Annotated in this window: 17 protein-coding genes; 9 read left to right on the plus strand and 8 right to left on the minus strand. The window is 50.8% G+C overall.

All coding sequences use genetic code 11. The annotated features are described in order from the left end of the window. Positions 1-138 precede the first annotated feature (138 nt). The 5 genes from OGY07_RS07675 (at position 139) to OGY07_RS07695 (ending at position 5188) form a co-directional block, all read left to right on the plus strand. On the plus strand, positions 139-465 hold the full coding sequence (locus OGY07_RS07675) for a cupin domain-containing protein (protein WP_042288945.1): 327 nt from the start codon (positions 139-141) through the stop codon (positions 463-465). A 496-nt stretch (positions 466-961) separates the two neighbouring features. Next, positions 962-1852, plus strand: a complete 891-nt coding sequence (locus OGY07_RS07680) for a carbohydrate ABC transporter permease (protein ID WP_042288949.1) — start codon at positions 962-964, stop codon at positions 1850-1852. Beyond that, positions 1845-2747: a carbohydrate ABC transporter permease gene (locus OGY07_RS07685; RefSeq protein ID WP_042288951.1), complete on the plus strand. Its 903-nt coding sequence runs from the start codon at positions 1845-1847 to the stop codon at positions 2745-2747. The genes OGY07_RS07680 and OGY07_RS07685 overlap by 8 nt, the downstream gene beginning before the upstream one ends. A 12-nt stretch (positions 2748-2759) precedes the next feature. Further along, positions 2760-3887, plus strand: coding sequence for an ABC transporter ATP-binding protein (locus tag OGY07_RS07690; protein ID WP_181822586.1), 1128 nt, complete (start codon positions 2760-2762; stop codon positions 3885-3887). A gap of 14 nt (positions 3888-3901) precedes the next feature. After that, positions 3902-5188, plus strand: a complete 1287-nt coding sequence (locus OGY07_RS07695; protein ID WP_060569446.1) for an ABC transporter substrate-binding protein — start codon at positions 3902-3904, stop codon at positions 5186-5188. Positions 5189-5311: 123 nt separating this feature from the next. Here OGY07_RS07695 and araE read toward each other — a convergent pair whose 3' ends face one another. The 3 genes from araE to kduI all read right to left on the minus strand — a co-directional run bounded on the left by araE (position 5312) and on the right by kduI (position 8693). Beyond that, the gene (araE, locus tag OGY07_RS07700) at positions 5312-6721 is read right to left on the minus strand and encodes an arabinose-proton symporter AraE (RefSeq protein WP_060569447.1); all 1410 of its coding nucleotides are present in this window, start codon (positions 6719-6721) and stop codon (positions 5312-5314) included. Between the two features lie 316 nt (positions 6722-7037). Continuing rightward, positions 7038-7799, minus strand: a complete 762-nt coding sequence (gene kduD / locus OGY07_RS07705; RefSeq protein ID WP_042288962.1) for a 2-dehydro-3-deoxy-D-gluconate 5-dehydrogenase KduD — start codon at positions 7797-7799, stop codon at positions 7038-7040. 57 nt (positions 7800-7856) lie between these two features. After that, a complete protein-coding gene (gene kduI / locus OGY07_RS07710) occupies positions 7857-8693 on the minus strand; it encodes a 5-dehydro-4-deoxy-D-glucuronate isomerase (RefSeq protein WP_042288966.1) in 837 nt (278 codons plus the stop codon). A gap of 435 nt (positions 8694-9128) precedes the next feature. Between kduI and OGY07_RS07715 the strand changes: the two genes are divergently transcribed. After that, positions 9129-10304 carry an oligogalacturonate lyase family protein gene (locus tag OGY07_RS07715; protein WP_060569449.1) on the plus strand — a complete coding sequence of 392 codons (1176 nt, stop codon included), beginning with the start codon at positions 9129-9131 and terminating at the stop codon, positions 10302-10304. Positions 10305-10503: 199 nt separating this feature from the next. Here OGY07_RS07715 and OGY07_RS07720 read toward each other — a convergent pair whose 3' ends face one another. The 3 genes from OGY07_RS07720 to OGY07_RS07730 form a co-directional block, all read right to left on the minus strand. Further along, positions 10504-11187 carry an oligogalacturonate-specific porin KdgM family protein gene (locus tag OGY07_RS07720; protein WP_042288972.1) on the minus strand — a complete coding sequence of 228 codons (684 nt, stop codon included), beginning with the start codon at positions 11185-11187 and terminating at the stop codon, positions 10504-10506. A gap of 478 nt (positions 11188-11665) precedes the next feature. Then, positions 11666-12844, minus strand: coding sequence for an acetyl-CoA C-acetyltransferase (locus OGY07_RS07725; RefSeq protein WP_286599748.1), 1179 nt, complete (start codon positions 12842-12844; stop codon positions 11666-11668). A gap of 110 nt (positions 12845-12954) precedes the next feature. Next, positions 12955-13830, minus strand: a complete 876-nt coding sequence (locus OGY07_RS07730) for a LysR family transcriptional regulator (protein ID WP_286599750.1) — start codon at positions 13828-13830, stop codon at positions 12955-12957. Between the two features lie 100 nt (positions 13831-13930). Between OGY07_RS07730 and OGY07_RS07735 the strand changes: the two genes are divergently transcribed. Both OGY07_RS07735 and OGY07_RS07740 read left to right on the plus strand, forming a co-directional pair. After that, positions 13931-14386, plus strand: coding sequence for a multidrug/biocide efflux PACE transporter (locus tag OGY07_RS07735; RefSeq protein ID WP_286599753.1), 456 nt, complete (start codon positions 13931-13933; stop codon positions 14384-14386). 141 nt (positions 14387-14527) lie between these two features. After that, positions 14528-15757 (plus strand): amino acid permease, encoded by a 1230-nt coding sequence (locus tag OGY07_RS07740; RefSeq protein ID WP_042288978.1) that lies wholly within the window; start codon positions 14528-14530, stop codon positions 15755-15757. Positions 15758-15780: 23 nt separating this feature from the next. On the opposite strand, the gene OGY07_RS07745 is transcribed toward OGY07_RS07740, so the two are convergent. Continuing rightward, positions 15781-16248: a YqeJ family protein gene (locus tag OGY07_RS07745; protein WP_060569451.1), complete on the minus strand. Its 468-nt coding sequence runs from the start codon at positions 16246-16248 to the stop codon at positions 15781-15783. Further along, entirely contained in the window at positions 16238-17026 is a 789-nt protein-coding gene (locus OGY07_RS07750; protein ID WP_205612309.1) for a winged helix-turn-helix domain-containing protein, read from the minus strand. Before OGY07_RS07750 ends, OGY07_RS07745 begins: the two co-directional genes overlap by 11 nt. Before the next feature lie 595 nt (positions 17027-17621). On the opposite strand from OGY07_RS07750, the gene OGY07_RS07755 reads away from it, so the two are divergent. After that, positions 17622-18323 carry a helix-turn-helix transcriptional regulator gene (locus tag OGY07_RS07755; protein WP_042288985.1) on the plus strand — a complete coding sequence of 234 codons (702 nt, stop codon included), beginning with the start codon at positions 17622-17624 and terminating at the stop codon, positions 18321-18323. The last annotated feature ends 13 nt before the right edge of the window (positions 18324-18336 follow it).

The raw sequence follows: 18336 nt of genomic DNA on the forward strand, positions 1-18336 counted from the left end.
CCGGCGCATGGAACGTCCTTAACGGCGAGGCACAAACTTGTGATCCACTTTCCACTTCGTTCCGACAGCCGTTTTCTTTTTCGGCTGGCTGCGCTAATTTAAATGAAACACCGTTTCAAACATTAACAGGATCCGTGCATGTTTATTTTTCATAAAGAGACAACGCTGGAAGATCTGGGCAATGGCGTCACCCGCCGGATTCTCGCCCATGATGGCAAAATGATGGCTGTAGAGGTCAACTTTGAAGAAGGGGCCGTGGGCCCGCTGCATAATCATCCCCATGAACAGTTGACCTATGTCCTGTCAGGCGAGTTTGAATTCACCATCGGCGACGAAAAGCACGTCGTCAGCGCAGGGGATACCCTTTACAAAAAGCCTCACGTAATGCACGGCTGTGTTTGTCTCAAGCCAGGCACATTGCTCGATACCTTCACGCCAGTGCGTGAAGACTTCCTGAAAGCGTAAGCCCGGCCGTCATCGTCCACCAGCCGACGCAGCTCACAAACCTTCCTGCGGGAAGGTTTTTTTTGCCTCCTCGCCCACAAATTAGCTCACTAATAATTGCTAATAATATTAGTTTTTATAACCTTGAGGTGCGTCCGGTTTCCGCAAATGTCGATAGCGCAGCGGCAATCATGACGTATTTATGTCAATTATGATGAGCATCTCACCTATTTGAAACACCGTTTCGACTTTGATCACATTTCCACCATTATGTGAATGACGGCGAAACAAATAGCAATAAAATAAATTAAAACGATGTTTTACAAATCAAGAACGGCGGTTCATTTAATCGAGCCGCGCTGAAGGTTGAGATTAATAAAGTATTCTAAATCAGTGACTAACAAGGAAGGCTGACAGAACGAATACGCAGAGAACACAGGCGACTACGCCGTCTTGACCGGGCGTGGTCGGTAACATCCGGTTCCATTTTTTACTAATCATCGTCAGGTAGGTCGCTATGAATGAAAACAGGATGCTTGGGCTGGCATGGATATCACCCTATATCATCGGGCTGATTATCTTTACCGCCTTTCCGTTCGTTTCATCTTTCTTCCTCAGTTTTACTGAGTACGATTTGATGAGCCCTCCGGTGTTTAACGGAGTGGAGAACTATCGCTATATGTTTACCGAAGACACGCTGTTCTGGAAATCGATGGGCGTGACCTTTGCCTATGTCTTTTTAACGATCCCCTTAAAACTGGCCTTTGCGTTAGGGATTGCGTTTGTTCTGAACTTTAAATTACGCGGCATTGGCTTTTTCCGCACCGCCTATTATATCCCGTCGATTCTCGGCAGCTCCGTGGCTATCGCCGTATTGTGGCGCGCTCTGTTTGCTATTGACGGTCTGCTGAATAGCTTTATTGGCGTATTTGGATTCGACCCAGTGAACTGGCTCGGCGAACCGTCGCTGGCGCTGATGTCCGTTACCCTGCTGCGCGTCTGGCAGTTTGGCTCAGCGATGGTGATCTTCCTCGCGGCGTTACAGAACGTACCGCAGTCGCAGTATGAAGCGGCAATGATCGATGGTGCGTCAAAATGGCAGATGTTTATGAAAGTGACCGTACCGCTGATTACGCCGGTGATTTTCTTCAACTTTATTATGCAAACCACCCAGGCGTTCCAGGAGTTTACCGGCCCGTATGTCATCACCGGCGGCGGTCCGACCTACTCCACCTATCTGTTCTCGCTCTACATCTACGACACCGCGTTTAAATACTTTGATATGGGCTACGGCGCAGCGCTGGCCTGGATCCTGTTCCTGGTCGTTGCGGTGTTTGCCGCCATCGCCTTTAAGTCGTCGAAATACTGGGTGTTCTATTCTGCCGATAAGGGAGGCAAAAATGGCTGATATTCAGGAAATTACATCAGCACAGAGCGTGGCTGAACGTGAAGTGGCGCGTACCCTGCGCCGCGAGAAAATCAACGCCACCGTTCGCTACATCATTCTGCTCTTCGTCGGCCTGCTGATGCTGTATCCACTGGTGTGGATGTTTTCGGCGTCGTTCAAACCGAACCACGAGATCTTCACCACCCTGAGTCTGTGGCCCGCGCACGCCACCTGGGACGGTTTTGTGAACGGCTGGAAAACCGGTACGGAATACACCTTTGGCCATTACATGCTGAATACCTTTAAGTATGTCATCCCGAAAGTGATTTTGACCATTATCTCTTCCACCATCGTGGCCTACGGCTTTGCCCGCTTTGAGATCCCGTGGAAGAAATTCTGGTTCGCTACCCTTATCGCCACCATGCTGTTGCCGAGCACTGTATTGCTGATCCCGCAGTATCTGATGTTCCGCGAAATGGGCATGCTGAACAGCTATATGCCGCTGTACCTGCCGCTGGCCTTCGCCACTCAGGGGTTCTTCGTCTTCATGCTGATCCAGTTTTTGCGCGGGGTGCCGCGTGATATGGAAGAGGCGGCGCAGATTGACGGCTGTAACTCCTTCCAGGTGCTGTGGTACGTGGTGGTGCCCATTCTGAAACCGGCGATTATTTCGGTTGCGCTGTTCCAGTTCATGTGGTCGATGAACGACTTTATCGGGCCGCTGATCTATGTCTACAGCGTGGATAAATATCCGATCGCACTGGCGCTGAAAATGTCCATCGACGTCACCGAAGGCGCGCCGTGGAACGAAATTCTGGCAATGGCGAGTATCTCCATTCTGCCATCCATCATCGTCTTCTTCCTGGCACAGCGCTACTTCGTACAGGGCGTGACCAGCAGCGGAATTAAAGGTTAAGAGGGAAATACCATGGCTGAAGTGATTTTCAACAAACTGGAAAAGGTGTACTCCAACGGCTTCAAAGCGGTACATGCTATCGACCTTAAAATCGCCGAAGGGGAATTTATGGTGATCGTCGGGCCATCCGGCTGCGCCAAATCCACCACCCTGCGAATGCTGGCCGGGCTGGAGACCATTAGCGGCGGTGAAGTGCGCATCGGCGATAAGATCGTTAACAACCTGGCGCCAAAAGAGCGCGGTATTGCGATGGTGTTCCAGAACTACGCGCTTTACCCGCACATGACGGTGCGCGAAAACCTCGCCTTCGGCCTCAAGCTAAGCAAGATGCCAAAAGATCAGATTGACGCGCAGGTGAATGAAGCCGCGAAGATCCTCGAACTGGAAGAGTTGCTTGACCGTCTGCCGCGCCAGCTTTCCGGTGGTCAGGCGCAGCGTGTGGCGGTTGGCCGGGCGATTGTGAAGAAGCCAGACGTATTCCTGTTCGACGAGCCGCTGTCGAACCTCGACGCCAAGCTGCGCGCCTCTATGCGCATCCGCATTTCCGACCTGCACAAGCAGCTAAAGAAATCAGGTAAACCAGCGACCACGGTTTATGTCACGCACGACCAGACCGAAGCGATGACCATGGGCGACCGCATCTGCGTGATGAAGCTCGGGCATATCATGCAGGTCGATACGCCGGATAACCTTTACCACAAGCCGAAAAACATGTTTGTGGCGGGCTTTATCGGCGCGCCGGAAATGAACATTCGCCCCAGTAAACTGGTGGATGAAGCGGGACGTCTGGCGCTGACCATTGGCAACGAAACGCTGCCCCTGAGCGAAACGCTGCAGGAAAAAATTTCCGCCAGCCAGGGGCAGGACGTGTTTTACGGTATTCGCCCGGAATTTGTCGCGCTTTCTGACGAGCCGTTTACCGAAGGAAGTTGCAGCGGTGAGATGGTGCGCGTGGAAAACATGGGACATGAATTCTTCGTCTACCTGAAGGTGTCTGACTACGAGCTGACCGCCCGCATTCCTTCGGATAAAGCTAAACCGATGATTGAAAAGGGACTTCATCGTAAGGTGTATTTCACGTTCGACATGAATAAGTGTCATATCTTTGACGCAAAAACTGAACAGAACATCTCTCTCTGACTGGAGTTATAAAAATGAAAAAAGTGCTTTTAAGCGCCGCTATCTCCGCTACCCTGGGTCTGACTGCTATGCCTTCTATGGCGCAAAACGTCGATTTACGTATGTCCTGGTGGGGCGGCAATGGCCGCCATCAGGTGACGTTGAAAGCCCTCGAGGCGTTCCACAAGCAAAACCCGGATATCAACGTTAAGGCGGAATATACCGGCTGGGACGGTCACCTGTCGCGTCTGACGACGCAGATTGCGGGCGGCACTGAGCCGGACGTGATGCAGACCAACTGGAACTGGCTGCCGATCTTCTCGAAAACCGGTGACGGCTTCTACGATCTGAACAAAATGAAAGAGGTGATCGACCTCAGCCAGTTCGATCCGAAAGAATTACGTTCGACCACCGTGAACGGCAAGCTGAACGGCATTCCGATCTCCGTGACCGCCCGCGTATTCTATTTTAATGATGAAACCTGGAAAAAAGCGGGTGTCGAATACCCGAAGACCTGGGATGAACTGATGGCGGCGGGGAAAGCGTTCGAGAGTAAACTGGGTAAGCAATATTATCCGGTGGTGCTTGAGCATCAGGATACGCTGGCGCTACTGAATTCTTATATGATTCAGAAATACAACATTCCTGCGGTCGATGAGAAAACCAAAAAATTCTCTTACAGCAAAGCGCAATGGGTGGAATTTTTCCAGACCTATAAAAAGCTGATCGACAGTCACGTGATGCCGGACACCAAATACTACGCGTCATTTGGTAAGAGTAACATGTACGAGATGAAGCCGTGGATTCAGGGTGAATGGGGCGGTACCTATATGTGGAACTCCACCATCACCAAATACTCTGACAACCTGAAGCCACCGGCGAAGCTGGAGCTGGGTAATTACCCGATGCTGCCGGGCGCGACCGATGCGGGTCTGTTCTTTAAACCGGCGCAGATGCTGTCAATCGGTAAGTCCACCAAAAACCCGGAAGCAGCAGCGAAACTGATCAACTTCTTACTGAACAGTAAAGAGGGCGTCGAGACGCTGGGACTGGAGCGCGGCGTGCCGTTGAGCAAAGCGGCAGTCGCGATCCTGACTCAGGATGGCACCATCAAAGAGGACGATCCGTCGGTAGCGGGCCTGCGTCTGGCGCAGTCTCTGCCGGCGAAACTGACCGTATCGCCATACTTTGACGATCCGCAGATTGTTGCGCAGTTCGGCACCTCTTTGCAGTATATCGACTACGGTCAGAAAACGGTGGAAGAAACGGCTGCGGACTTCCAGCGCCAGGCCGAACGTATCCTGAAACGCGCGATGCGTTGATGTCAACCTGCCGGGTGGCGGCTTCGCCTACCCGGCCTACAAATTGTGCATTGATGTAAAACATGCGCCAGTGCATGCAATAATCGGTAGGCCCGGAAAGCACAGCGCCACCGGGCAATAACCTCACACCCCAATATTTCTTAACTTCTCACCGGCCATCAGCTTACGTTCAATATGTTCCAGAGTGACGTTTTTGGTTTCCGGAATCAGCCAGAAGGTAATGCCGATAAACGCCACGTTCAGCGCGGTATAAAGCCAGAAGGTGCCCGCAGCGCCGATGCTGTCGAGCAGGGTCAGGAAGGTTGCGCCGATAATCATGTTCGACACCCAGTTCGTGGTGGTTGAGCAGGTAATACCAAAGTCGCGGCATTTCAGCGGCTGAATTTCCGAACACAGGATCCATACTACCGGCGCGGCGCTCATCGCATAACCGGCAATACACATCATGGTCATGCCCACGGAAAGCCAGGACAGGCCGCTTGAGGCTGTGCCGTTATCAAACTGCATCAGGCAGTAACCCAGCACCAGCGTACCGAGCGCCATCACACTGAAGCCGATTTTCAACGCCGGTTTACGTCCGGCTTTATCAACGGTGAACACCGCAATAAAGGTAGCGAACATAAAGGTCAGACCGACCACCAACGTGGCGATCATCTGCTGTTCGGTGGTGGTAAAACCCGCCATTTTAAAAATGCGCGGCGCGTAATACATGATGATGTTCATACCGGTAAACTGCTGCATCGCCTGCAATAACATGCCGAGGAACACCGCCCGGCGCACATTACGGTTGACCCTGAACAGTGCCCAACCGCCCTGCTTCAGCTTCAGGCTTTCCCGAATCTCATTTAGCTCCTCGCGGGCTTTTTCCGACGTATCACGCAGCATACGCAGTACTTCTTCGGCTTCAATATGACGACCTTTTTGCGCCAGCCAGCGCGGACTGTTAGGCAGAAAAACCACCAGCACGATCAGCACTACTGCCGGCAGCGCCAGCACGCCCAGCATTGCGCGCCAGTTGCCACTGTAGCTGAACGCAGTATCGGATAAAAACGCCAGCACAATGCCCAGTGTAACCATCAGTTGATACATGCTGATCATCTTGCCGCGTACATGTTCACTTGCCATTTCAGACAGATAAAGCGGCGCCGTGTACGAGGCGATCCCTACGGCGACGCCCAACACCACGCGCGCGACGATCAGTATCTCTACGCTGGTGGCGAACGCCGATCCCAATGAACCGACGACAAAGAGGATCGCCCCGGCCATCAGGCTGTATTTACGCCCCAGCCGGAAGGAGAGCCAGCCATTGAACAACGCGCCAATCGCCGCGCCGAGCATCATGCTGCTGACCACCCACTCCTGCAGGCGACTGGTCAACACAAAGTGATCGGTGATAAACGGCAACGCGCCGGCAATCACCCCAATATCCAGACCAAAAAGCAAACCCGCCACGGCAGCCGAGACGGACACAAACAGGTTCATGCGGCGCGTATCGCGCAGCGTTAAAGCAGAGTCATTATTGATTGAAACCATTTTTTCCTGCCACAACAGAGTAAGACATGATCAAAAAGTACGGTATTCGTCAGCGAGGTGTCAGGCAGGAAACGGCATAAACATGGACGAAATGGCTACGCAGTAGCGTTATGTGATGGACATTACACTTTCAAAAATATTTGTTTATCTGGCTGGATTTTATATCTTTATGATTATTAATGCTTTTAATAAATAACAATGAAAACTGCCCGTGTGGCGTATGGATTAATGACTAATCTGAGTATGGACTATGCTCACGAAGTGATAAAAAAAAAACCTGCCCGAAGGCAGGGTTTTAGCGGGCACGCCAGACGGATTAACGCGCCAGCCAGCCGCCGTCAACCGCGACGGTATAGCCGTTGATATAATCAGATGCGCTGGAAGCCAGGAAAACCACCGGCCCCATCAGATCGCTTGGCAGACCCCAACGACCCGCCGGAATACGGTCGAGAATTTCCGCGCTACGCTGTTCATCAGCGCGCAACTGCTGGGTATTGTTGGTCGCCATATAGCCAGGGGCGATCGCGTTCACGTTGATGTTGTGCTTCGCCCACTCGTTCGCCATCAGACGGGTCACGCCCATCACGCCGCTTTTTGACGCGGTATAAGACGGTACGCGGATGCCGCCCTGGAAGGAAAGCATCGAAGCGATGTTAATGATTTTGCCGCCGTTGCCCTGCGCGATGAAGTGCTTCGCCGCAGCCTGAGACATAAAGAACACGCTCTTAATGTTCAGGTTCATCACGTCATCCCAGTCTTTTTCGCTGAAGTTGATCGCATCTTCGCGACGGATCAGACCGGCGTTGTTTACCAGAATATCGATATGACCGAATTCAGCCACCGCGCGCTCCAGCAGCGCCGGAATGCCGTCGATCTGACGCAGGTCAGCGGTCAGGCTTAAAAAGCGACGTCCCAGCGCAGTAACGCGTTCGATCGTTTCCGTCGGTTCAACGATGTTAATCCCGACGATATCGCAGCCCGCTTCCGCCAGGCCGAGCGCCATGCCCTGGCCCAGGCCGGTGTCGCAACCGGTCACTACCGCGACTTTACCTTCGAGTGAGAATGCATTCAAAATCATTGTAAATCCTTAATATTATTCATGCCTGTCACGGACAGGCGTTGTACGCGCCCGCGACTAGCGGAGATCTTTTACCGCAACGTGATCCATGTCATCGAAGACCTGGTTCTCACCCACCATTCCCCAAATGAAGGTATAGGCTTTGGTACCCACCCCGGAGTGAATCGACCAGCTCGGAGAAATGACCGCCTGCTCGTTGTGCATTACGATATGGCGAGTTTCCTGAGGCTGCCCCATCATATGGAAGACGCAGGTGTCTTCTTCCATATTGAAATAGAAGTACACTTCCATGCGGCGTTCATGCGTGTGACACGGCATGGTATTCCACAGGTTACCCGGCGCCAGTTCGGTAAGCCCCATGCTGAGCTGGCAGGTTTCCAGCACATCCGGCACGAAATATTTATTAATAGTGCGGCGATTGCTGGTGAGATTGTCACCGAGCGTGACCGGCGCAACATCGGCTGGCGTCACTTTTTTGGTGGGGTATGTGGTGTGTGCCGGAGCGCAGTTGTAGTAGAACTTGGCAGGCGTAGCGCTGTCGACGCTGGCGAAAACCACTTCCTTCGCCCCTTTGCCGACATACAGCGCGTCGCGATGGCCGATTTCGTAGCACTGGCCGTCAACGGTAATGGTGCCCGCGCCGCCAATGTTGATCACGCCCAGTTCACGACGCTCAAGAAAGTAGGTCACACCCAGTTGCTTACCGACTTCGCCGCCGACAGACACCGTTTTCGCCACAGGCATGATGCCGCCAACGATAATGCGGTCAATGTGGCTATAAACCATGGTGTATTCGTCAGCCACGAACACTTTCTCAACTAAAAACTCTTTGCGTAGCCCCTGGGTATCCAGTGTTTTGGCGTGCGCGCTGTGAATACTTTGTCTTACGTCCACATTTACCTCCAGTATGAACCGAGCCGGAATTCCTGTACGGAGAGCGAAACGCTGTTCCGTTTTACATTATGGCTCATGATATCCCTCCGGGAACGGCTTTTCAATTACAAATAAAACATCGTTTCACTTTTTCTGCATGTTATTATCAAAAGTGTAAGTGCGATCACGCTCGTTTTCTGAAATTGCGTCACAGTTTAGAAAAATCCTATTTAAAAACAAAAGGCTATATAGGGAGTGGTAAATATACCCCCCTCGTTGATTCCCTAAGTCCGTGAAATCCATCCGCTTTATTTTTGCTTTTTCGAAGTAAAGTGCGCTGTCAATCACATACAATGAAACAGCGTTTTGATATTTTGACACTCGCTTTTTAAACCTATCATAAATCTGGGTACTGCTGCGGGTCTTTTCCCCCGCCACGGTAAAAAGGAGTGCATCATGGCTAAAGGCATGCGGGTCAAACTGAACTATGAGGTCAGTCGCGATCCGGATACAGGCGTGGAAGTTACGCGTCTGACCCCACCGGAAGTAACGTGTCACCGAAACTACTTTTATCAAAAATGTTTCTTTAATGACGGTAGCCACCTGCTGTTCGCTGGGGAGTTTGACGGCCACTGGAACTACTATTTACTCGACATTGCAAAAGCCGAGGCCGTTCAGTTAACCGAAGGCGCGGGCGACAACACCTTTGGCGGCTTTTTATCTCCGGATGATAGCGCGCTGTATTACGTGAAAAACGATCGTACGCTGTTTGAAGTCAATCTCAGTACCCTGGCCGAGCGCGAAGTGTATCGCGTACCGGATGAATGGGTCGGTTATGGCACCTGGGTGGCAAATAGCGACTGTACGAAGCTGGTCGGCATTGAGATTGCCAAACGCGACTGGACGCCGCTGAACGACTGGAAAATCTTCCACGACTTTTTCCATAAAGGTCCACACTGTCGCTTGCTGCGGGTGGATCTGAGAAGTGGAGAAAGCGCGGTCATTCATGAAGAAAAGATCTGGCTGGGCCATCCGATCTATCGCCCCTTTGACGACAATACCGTCGCGTTTTGCCATGAGGGACCACACGATCTGATCGACGCGCGGATGTGGCTGGTTAACGAAGAGGGTAGCAATATCCGCAAAGTGAAAGATCATGCAGAAGGCGAAAGCTGCACCCATGAGTTCTGGGTGCCAAACGGCTCCGCGTTGGTGTATGTTTCCTATCTGAAAGGGCAGCAGGGACGCACAATTTCCAGCTATAACCCCGACACCGGCATCAATGAAGACATTATGCCAATGCCAGCCTGCTCGCATCTGATGAGTAACTTTGACGGCACGTTGCTGGTCGGCGATGGCTCCGGTACGCCGGTAGACGTCAAAGACACTGGCGGATACACCATTGATAACGACCCCTATTTATACGGCTTTGACGTGGCGAAGAAAGCCTATTTCCGGATTGCCCGTCACGATACCTCTTGGGCGACAGTCGCTAACAGCCGCCAGGTAACCCACCCGCATCCGTCGTTTACTCCGGACGATCGCGCGGTATTATTCAGCTCTGACAAAGACGGCAAACCGGCAATTTATCTCGCCAGACTGCCCGAACAACCGGAATTATTGCGACTGTGAGATTGAGCGCCTGTTCCGCAGGCGCGACCTGTGTGCTTCTGTAACTGGCCTTGCCCTCCTCCTGGAGGGCTTTTTTTATGGCTAACTTTGCTGAATGTTCGATGGGTTTATTTCGCGGTGATGCCTGGCGCCCCCGGCAATAACGAAAAAACCCCGGCTGACTGCGCCGGGGGAATAAGACAATGAGGGTACCGCTGAATCAGAACGAATAAGCGACGCCCACACGGAAGCGGGTCTGACGTTCGTCAGAGGTTTTCACCCCCACGTTCCCCACTTCGACATAAGGCGCCCAGTTTTTATCCCATTTATACGCCAGCTTGGCGTTGTATTCGTTGGAGTAGGTTTTGTTGTTATTGCGAATTTCGCCTTCAGTACTTTTGGCGTAAACATAGTTTAGTTCGGTACGCCAGTCGCCCATGACCCAACCAATCCACGCATCGCCACGGTTAACTTTGTCATCGTCTTTATTATCGCTTGACGGATAACGTGTGTATTCATAACGGTAACGCGCCGCGACATAAAATCCATTTTCGAAGCTGTACTGCACGTGAATGTTCGGCTTGTAAATGGTGCGGCTGTCGGTGCTTTCCAGCGTCATCGCCGGTGTGATGGCAATATTGTCAGTCGCCTTCCAGCGCCAGCTCAGTGAGTCTTCGTGGCCGTTACCCACAACGTCAGAGAATGGCTGATCTGCTTTATCTCCGCCAGATTTCCATTTTGCTTCAACAGAAAAACCGACGCCGTTATCGAAACGGTGCGACACCGCCACACGGTCGGCGTTGGTGCCGCTATCAATATACTCATGACGCAAGTCGACAGTCACCGCTTGCGCGGCAAACGACGCACCAATTAATGACGCAAGGCCCAGAGTTTTTTTAAACATATCCTATCCTCAAATTAAAATGATGTTTCTTTTTTATGGAATTGCATTTTATTTTTTTAACACCACCATTTTAGTGATCGCGATCGTAATTATTTGTTTCAAAAAAAATGGACGTCCGTGGCGTGATGAATATCAAACAAAAAAGCCTTCAAACGCCATAAATAACGATTACGGTCACGTTTTAATTTAATTAAAACCCATCCCTGGAATTTAATTTAAATAAATAAACATTAAAAACAATAGATTACAGAACCCCACACTTAATAACCTGCGTTACTTTATTATTTATAACTATCAACTGATTGATTATTTTAGAACAGGGTCTGTTTGAAAAAATAAAGGATGGGTTTCGAAAACAGCAGATGTTTACGGATAGGATTTTACTTATTTCAAAACAATGCGCGTGAATGCCGTCACATTTTATATAACGGCATTAAAGGGATTAATATAAAAAAGGGAAAAGAAATGAAATTAATCGTTAATTGCGCTCAATAGCTAACGCGACGCCTTGCCCACCGCCAATGCACAGGGTTGCCAGGCCTTTCCGGGCGTTCCGCTTGACCATCTCATGGACCAGCGACACCAGAATTCGGCAGCCGGACGCGCCGATAGGATGCCCCAGCGCAATCGCTCCTCCGTTGACGTTAACCCGCCGTTCATCCCATTCCAGCATTTTCCCGACGGAAAGCGCCTGCGCCGCAAACGCTTCGTTCGCTTCGATTAAATCCACATCGGCCAGTTGCCAGCCGACCCGCTCAAGACAGCGGCGAGTGGCATAGACCGGCGCAATCCCCATCAGCGCAGGGTCTACGCCAACGCTGGCGAACGCACGTATACGCGCCAGCACCGGTAAGTTTAACGCCTGAGCTTTTGCTTCGCTCATCATCATCACCGCCGCCGCCCCATCATTGATCGATGAAGCGTTGCCGGCGGTCACGGAGCCACGTAAATCAAAAGCCGGATCGAGCCTCGCCAACCCTTCTGCGCTGGCGTCGGTTCGCGGCTGTTCGTCGGTATCGACAACCACGGTTTGCCCGTTACGCTGCGTTACCACCGGCACGATCTCGGCTTTAAAACGCCCGGCGTCGATCGCCGCGCGCGCCTTTTGTTGTGAGCTGAGCGCATAAGCGTCCTGCAATTCACGGCTGATACCGTATTCCCGCGCCAGATTTTCGGCGGTGACGCCCATATGATAATCATTGAACGCGTCCCACAAACCATCATGCACCAGGCTGTCCACCAGTTGGCTGTTGCCAAGTTGCGCGCCCGTTCGGCTGTCGGTGAGTACATGCGGCGCCCGGCTCATATTCTCCTGTCCACCAGCTATCACAATGTCGGCTTCACCGCACTGGATCGCCTGTGTCGCCAGATGCAGCGCCTTCAGCCCGGAGCCGCAGACGTCGTTAATCGTGATAGCAGAAACCGTGTTCGGCAGCCCGCCTTTAATTGCCGACTGACGCGCCGGGTTTTGCCCTGCCCCTGCGGTAAGCACCTGGCCGAGGATCACTTCATCAACGGCATGCGCATTTACGCCGCTGCTGTCGATCAACGCCCGAACCACCATACTGCCAAGCTCCACGGCAGAATGACGCGCCAGCGTTCCCTGAAAGCAACCAATGGGCGTGCGTAACGCCCCCACGATCACAACCTCTTTCATTACGACCTCTGCGCAAAAGAACACCGCAATAGTAGAGGATTGTTAAAAATAGTTATCTTGATTGTTTAAGAAAGGTGAGTTTTATCACAAAGGAAATCCTTCTGCCGCCTTCACTCCCCCATACCACCCTGCTGGAGATGGTATCTCAACCAGCTTCCAGCCGCGCCAGGCGGAGATTTTTTATTCCAGAGCAGATCGATTGAGATTGCCCTGGGCCAGCCGGGCACATCCAACTGCACCAGCGGTTTTTCCGCCGCAAACTCTTCAACAAGCGCACAAGGTAGCGCGCACCAGCCAAACCCCTGCACAGCCATGCTGAGCAACAACAAATAGTTTGGCGCGGACCACACCGGACCACGGGCAAGCTGGGCGCCATTATCCAGATACGTGTTAAGCCGCAGCTCGCGCCAGGTATGCAACCTGTCCCACTCAACTTTTTCCTCACCGGCCAGGGGATGTGAGGCGGCGACGTAAAGGCCCATCCAGGTTTGCATCGGCAGGCGGGTCGCACCAATGTCGGTAGGATAATGATCCTTCGCTTCCGTCAAACCGACCTGCGCCCGTTCTTTTTGCAACAGGTCGATAACGTCGACATCTTCACCAATCAGACACTCAAATTCCGTATGAGGAAACTGGCGGTCAAACTGCGCCATCAACGCTTCGAGAACGTCCGGATGCAGGGTATCCGAGAGAACAAACGTCAGGCGCGCTTCGGTCTTGCCTGCCAGCGACAGCGCCACCTCATCCAGCCGATCGCTGGCGGACAAGATAGCCTGAATGTAGCCGAGCACCTTCTTACCTTCTTCGGTAAGTACCGGCTGGCGCGAGGTGCGATCGAACAACGTAATGCCAAGATCGGCCTCAAGATGTGCAATCGCTGTACTGACGGTGGACTGACTTTTGCGCAGCCTGCGCGCCGCCGCGGAAAACGATCCGCAGGCAACCGTCTCGACAAACGCGGTCAGTGCTTCAGGGGAGTAACGCATGAACTATCTACTTTATCGATGGATTCTATCTTTTAGATATCACATTAAACGATAAAATGCTCGCCATGCCCTGTTCCGGGCGTTTTTCAAAAGGTGAAGTATGCAACACAACGATATTCAACGCAGATCGCTACTGGAGCGCGTTTTTCACGCCGTCTGTTTTGAGGGGATCGCCACGGCGATCCTCGCGCCCACAGCCGCATGGTTAATGCAGCGTTCGGTGCTGGAAATGGGAGGATTGACGATCCTGCTGGCGACCACGGCGATGATCTGGAATATCATTTATAACGCTTTGTTTGATCGCGTCTGGCCCGCGCATCTGCTCAAACGCACAGCCAAAGTGCGGGCGCTCCACGCGCTGGGTTTTGAGTGCGGATTTATTGTGATCGGCGTGAGCATCGTCGCGTATGTTCTGCGCGTCAGCCTGCTACAGGCGTTTACACTCGAAATCGGTTTCTTCCTGTTCTTCCTGCCCTATACCATGTTGTACAACTGGATGTATGACACCCTGCGCGCGCGGATTGTGAAGCATCGCCAGCAGCGCGTTACTGCCTGATTATTCACTGAATTGCCGGGATCCTTGCGCTTCCGGCAGTTTCTGCCGCCATCCCCCCTTCCCTTCTCTGCTCACTCATTACGCCCATTTATGGTAAATTGCGCTTCTTTTTGTTTAATTTATAGTTGATACGTTCAAATAATGTCGAAAATTTGGTCAAAAGAAGAAACGCTCTGGAGCTTCGCCTTATATGGTACGGCCGTGGGCGCTGGAACATTGTTTCTGCCTATCCAGCTCGGTTCGGCAGGGGCGATTGTTCTGTTTATCACCGCGCTGGTCGCCTGGCCGTTGACATACTGGCCGCACAAAGCGTTGTGTCAGTTCATTCTCTCTTCAAAAACGTCCGCGGGCGAAGGCATTACCGGCGCGGTGACGCACTATTACGGTAAGAAGATCGGCAGCCTGATCACCGCGCTGTACTTTATCGCTTTCTTTGTCGTGGTGTTGATCTATGCCGTCGCCATTACCAACTCACTGACCGAACAATTAGCCAAACATATCGCCATTAACACCGGCGTGCGGATGGCGGTCAGTTTTGGCGTGGTGCTTATCCTGAACCTGATTTTCCTGATGGGCCGTCATGCGACGATTCGGGTAATGGGATTTCTGGTTTTCCCGCTTATCGCGTACTTTTTATTTCTCTCGTTGTATTTGACCGGCAGTTGGCAGCCCTCGCTGCTCACCGGACAAATGGCGTTTGATCAGCACACGTTGCATCAGGTATGGATCTCCATTCCAGTGATGGTTTTCGCTTTTAGCCATACGCCCATTATTTCGACGTTTGCCATCGACAGACGTGAGAAATATGGCGAGCAGGCCATGGGTAAATGCAAAAAAATCATGAAGGTCGCGTATCTGATCATCTGCCTGAGCGTGCTGTTCTTTGTCTTTAGTTGCCTGCTGTCGATTCCCCCTTCCTATATAGAAGCGGCGAAAGCAGAAGGCGTGACGATCCTTTCAGCGTTATCAATGATGCCCCATGCCCCCGCATGGCTGTCGATTTCCGGTATCGTGGTCGCCGTGGTGGCCATGTCGAAGTCTTTCCTGGGAACCTACTTTGGGGTGATTGAAGGGGCGACCGAAGTGGTCAGAACCGGTTTACAGCAAGTTGGTGTGAAGAAAAGCCGCGCCTTCAACCGCGCGCTGTCGATTCTTCTGGTTTCCGCCATCACCTTCGTGATTTGCTGCATCAACCCGAATGCGATCTCAATGATTTATGCCATTAGCGGACCGCTGATCGCCATGATTCTGTTTATCATGCCGACCCTGTCGACATATCTCATCCCGGCTTTAAAACCCCATCGCTCACTGGGCAATCTGATCACCCTGATTGTCGGGCTGCTCTGCGTGTCGGTCATGTTTTTCGGCTAGCTTCAGACGGCCCGCAAGGGCCGTTATTCCTCATCACTGCACAGCAGCGAGGGCGCGCCGATAGTGGAGAACGCCCATCCTTCCTTCCACGACTTTATCACCAGCGAAAACGTCGTATCGTCGGTCAGGTAAATGGGCGGCATCGCTCTGATCCCGGCGGTCTGCAATAGCTCATCAGTGGGAAAGCGTACCAGTTTATTCGTATGAAGAATGTAATTGTCGCGCACATTCTGATAGGTGAAATAGGCTATCCGGCTGACTTTATAATGCGCATCGTTGTGCATCACCAGTTCGCCGGTCACAATCACCACCCCTTCTCCGCCCTGCATTTGAAAGTCCAAATCCCCTTTGAACATTTCATCATTCACCTCCCAGACCACTCGCCCGTTACAGTTAATATGTGGCTGGCGCAGTTCTGAGTACCAATAAGCCGCCCCGGTCGCGAGAACCAGGAGAATAACCAACATCAGCGAGATCGTTTTAGTTTTCATTATGAATGGAGTACCAGGTTGTGCATTGCGCGGCGGGATCGAGTCGAATATCCGTTTGACAAACGATAGCGCCAATATTTTTCGCCTTGCTCATCCCTGAAATAAAGACAAAACTATGATGATGACAAATATCTTTATTTCGCCCCATAAACTGCACATACCGTGTATCTAATGCCCTCTTACCATGTAATAACACTGTGCACGAAGATATTGAGGTTGCATCAAGAAGTGTATAAGCGGAAAAAAGGGATTCCGCCGGGGTAAATACCGCCACCGAAACCCCGACGCTGGCCAGTAGCGTCGACACCAAAAGCGTCCCGGTAATGAATGTAAGCTTAAAAAAGGAACGTTTTCTGTCGGGGGGAGATTCTGCATGTAATTCCCTGTCAACATTTCCCACGCCTTCCGCAGGAGAAACATCTGTGCAATGAACATTTGCTGAAATCATTATACCGCGGCGAGCAATGGTTTTAATCAGATCGCGTGAAAGCCCCACTTCCGCGAGAGCATTACGTAACGTTAAAACCGTCTGATATAGCGTATTCATTGACGTGATTGTGTTCTTCTCTCCCCAACCTACTTCAACGAGTTGGTTTTGTGGGATAACCGCCCCTTCATTTTCAATTAAATATAAAAGAATAAAACAGGCGGGTGTTTGCAGCGTGACGCTTTTTTCTGTGATTTTATTGGTTAAGGAGCGGTCACCCGGGTGAAAGTCAACCAGGTTATTAATAGTGTAACATATTGTGTGTGTGGAATTCTCAAGCACCGTGTGCATACTCGCATTTACATGATGAATATCATGCTACAAAAATCTTAAAAAGAGATCACCCTATATATAATAGATGTGCAAACACGATCATGCAATTTCCAGTAAAATTGTTATAAATCAAGAGCATTAAGTTTTAACTGGATCACAATTTCTTAATTAAGACCATTTTAGATGCGTAATGCGGAAGCTCCCGATATCATAGCCTCAGGTTTAAAAAACAAACAGACTGATAAACAAGGCTTTATAATTTAACACAAGCACAATGTAACAAATGCTTCAGACATTGTAACAGATGCTCAACTTTTAACGATAAATGCTATCTGCGGCTATAAAACCAACATTTTTGCAATATAACTATTCCTGGTAGATGTAGCAAAATTCCTGGGTGGCTTTTTGCACGTCTTTTACGCAACCGGATAACACCGCTCAGAATTAGACTAAACGCATTTTTATGTCTAAAGCTAAAAACTGTTTTTTTAGGAATAATAGCAATAACGTAAGTTTAGGATTTTTACTCTATCGAATACACATTTTGTAGAGTATTGACATGTTTTAAAACGGATGAAATTATCAAATTATCACGGATAGGGGGGCTCTCAATATGGGGCTGGATGAAAAAATAAAAAGGCTTACATGTAGTAGTTGTACTTTGCACTGTAAAATAATGCCAGAGAAATCGCCACGTTTACAATATTGCGCCAATGCCTGTTTTTGCATGTGGCCTGAAGAAAGCGTCTATTTTAATAAAGGCATTATTGAAGGTATTTTAGCGAATAATCACAACGCCAGGTTAAGTGGGTATATTTTTGTCGATTTCTCGATCAGCTTTTTACGCCTGTTTTTGGACAAAGAGTGGATTGAATATCTGGCAAGTACCCGCATGGGCATTATCCTTGTTAGCGACAGAAATATGCAGTCGCTGGCAAATTATTGGCGGAAATATCATCCTGCGGTGTCCGCCATCATTTATCATGATGATGGACTGGACGTCGCGAATGAAAAAATCCGTCAGGTGTTTATCGGGCGTCATCTGTCGTTCACTAAGGGTAATACCCTGACGCAGATGGAATTCACCATCCTGGGCCATATGGTCGCGGGCAGTACGCCGCATCAGATTTCCCAGGCGCTTGATATGGATATTCGCAGCGTATATGCCTACAAACAGCGCATCGAAAAACGCATGGGTGGACGGATCAACGCTTTGTTTATCCACTCTCATTCCGTTTCAGAAGACAAAAATGTCTATTCTGTACTGATGAAAGAGAGTGATTGCACAACGGGACCTTTGCACAGACGTAATTGAGTCCAGGCTCAGG

The sequence above is a fragment of the Citrobacter sp. Cs237 genome (genome assembly GCF_030332325.1).
Classification (GTDB): Bacteria; Pseudomonadota; Gammaproteobacteria; order Enterobacterales; family Enterobacteriaceae; genus Citrobacter_A; species Citrobacter_A sedlakii.

Excerpts from the sequence above, each read along its gene's own strand:
- OGY07_RS07755 (WP_042288985.1), top strand. The coding sequence starts at position 17,622 with ATGGGGCTGGATGAAAAAATAAAAAGGCTTACATGTAGTAGTTGTACT.
- OGY07_RS07690 (WP_181822586.1), top strand. The coding sequence starts at position 2,760 with ATGGCTGAAGTGATTTTCAACAAACTGGAAAAGGTGTACTCCAACGGC.
- araE (WP_060569447.1), bottom strand. The coding sequence starts at position 6,721 with ATGGTTTCAATCAATAATGACTCTGCTTTAACGCTGCGCGATACGCGC.
- OGY07_RS07715 (WP_060569449.1), top strand. The coding sequence starts at position 9,129 with ATGGCTAAAGGCATGCGGGTCAAACTGAACTATGAGGTCAGTCGCGAT.
- kduD (WP_042288962.1), bottom strand. The coding sequence starts at position 7,799 with ATGATTTTGAATGCATTCTCACTCGAAGGTAAAGTCGCGGTAGTGACC.
- OGY07_RS07685 (WP_042288951.1), top strand. The coding sequence starts at position 1,845 with ATGGCTGATATTCAGGAAATTACATCAGCACAGAGCGTGGCTGAACGT.
- OGY07_RS07720 (WP_042288972.1), bottom strand. The coding sequence starts at position 11,187 with ATGTTTAAAAAAACTCTGGGCCTTGCGTCATTAATTGGTGCGTCGTTT.
- OGY07_RS07675 (WP_042288945.1), top strand. The coding sequence starts at position 139 with ATGTTTATTTTTCATAAAGAGACAACGCTGGAAGATCTGGGCAATGGC.
- OGY07_RS07750 (WP_205612309.1), bottom strand. The coding sequence starts at position 17,026 with ATGCACACGGTGCTTGAGAATTCCACACACACAATATGTTACACTATT.
- OGY07_RS07725 (WP_286599748.1), bottom strand. The coding sequence starts at position 12,844 with ATGAAAGAGGTTGTGATCGTGGGGGCGTTACGCACGCCCATTGGTTGC.
- OGY07_RS07680 (WP_042288949.1), top strand. The coding sequence starts at position 962 with ATGAATGAAAACAGGATGCTTGGGCTGGCATGGATATCACCCTATATC.
- OGY07_RS07730 (WP_286599750.1), bottom strand. The coding sequence starts at position 13,830 with ATGCGTTACTCCCCTGAAGCACTGACCGCGTTTGTCGAGACGGTTGCC.
- OGY07_RS07740 (WP_042288978.1), top strand. The coding sequence starts at position 14,528 with ATGTCGAAAATTTGGTCAAAAGAAGAAACGCTCTGGAGCTTCGCCTTA.
- OGY07_RS07695 (WP_060569446.1), top strand. The coding sequence starts at position 3,902 with ATGAAAAAAGTGCTTTTAAGCGCCGCTATCTCCGCTACCCTGGGTCTG.
- OGY07_RS07745 (WP_060569451.1), bottom strand. The coding sequence starts at position 16,248 with ATGAAAACTAAAACGATCTCGCTGATGTTGGTTATTCTCCTGGTTCTC.
- OGY07_RS07735 (WP_286599753.1), top strand. The coding sequence starts at position 13,931 with ATGCAACACAACGATATTCAACGCAGATCGCTACTGGAGCGCGTTTTT.